The organism is Phocaeicola sp. RTP21198st1_B8_RTP21198_201120 (genome assembly GCF_040929485.1).
Taxonomy (GTDB): Bacteria; Bacteroidota; Bacteroidia; order Bacteroidales; family Bacteroidaceae; genus Phocaeicola; species Phocaeicola dorei.
In genome coordinates this window covers 1-1,043 of record NZ_JBCOCI010000552.1, presented here as the reverse complement: position 1 = coordinate 1,043, position 1,043 = coordinate 1, and the positions used below count along the sequence as shown (strand labels likewise).

Annotated in this window: 2 protein-coding genes; both read left to right on the top strand. The window is 39.7% G+C overall.

All coding sequences use genetic code 11. The annotated features are described in order from the left end of the window. A partial coding sequence (locus AB5935_RS28020) for a phosphoribosyltransferase family protein (protein WP_368328103.1) occupies positions 1 to 242 on the top strand: 242 nt, incomplete at its 5' end. Positions 243 to 311: 69 nt separating this feature from the next. Further along, positions 312 to 1,043, top strand: a 732-nt coding sequence (locus AB5935_RS28015; RefSeq protein WP_368328102.1) for a GIY-YIG nuclease family protein, incomplete at its 3' end; no start/stop codon positions are given.

Below are 1,043 nucleotides of genomic sequence, written 5' to 3'. Positions count from 1 at the left end.
ACGATAAGGAGTATGGCAAAGACACGGTGCAAATTCACAAAGATGCACTGGACGAAAACGACGTAATTCTACTACATGATGATTTGCTGGCAACAGGAGGCACCATGAAAGCAGCTTGCGAATTGGTGAAAAGACTAAAGCCTAAAAAGGTATATGTAAACTTCATCATCGAATTGAAAGAACTGAATGGAAAATTATTGTTCGGAGATGACGTAGAAGTAGAATCGGTATTGTCTTTATAAAGGACTTACCTCTATTTGCAGAGAATGTGTCAAAAGTAAGCAGCTAGCGATCTTTCGTACCTAACAATTATGAATACAGAACCAGAAAGCAGAGCCAATGAATATTTGAAAGGGATTGTAGCCAACCTTCCCGAGAAGCCGGGTATTTACCAATACCTGAACACGGAGGGTACAATTATATACGTTGGAAAGGCTAAAAATCTAAAAAAAAGAGTCTACTCCTACTTCAGCAAAGAGCATGAACCGGGAAAGACACGAGTGCTGGTCAGCAAAATCGCCGATATTCGTTATATTGTAGTCAACACGGAAGAAGATGCGTTATTGCTGGAGAATAATCTGATAAAGAAATATAAGCCGCGCTACAACGTTCTATTAAAGGATGACAAGACATACCCTTCTATTTGCGTACAAAACGAGTATTTTCCCAGAGTTTTCAGAACAAGGAAGATTATCAGGAACGGTTCTTCGTATTATGGACCGTATAGTCACATACCATCTATGTATGCGGTACTGGATCTGATAAAGCATTTATATCCTTTGCGAACTTGCAGTTTAAACCTAACTCCGGAGAATATACGGGCTGGTAAGTTTAACGTATGCCTGGAATATCATATAAAGAACTGCGCAGGACCATGCATCGGGCTACAATCACAGGAGGATTATCTCAAAAACATTGATGAAATCAAAGAGATCCTGAAAGGAAATACACAAGAAATCAGCCGTATGCTACTGGAAAGGATGCAGACATTAGCCGGTGAGATGAAGTTTGAAGAAGCACAGAAGGTGAAAGAGAAATATCTT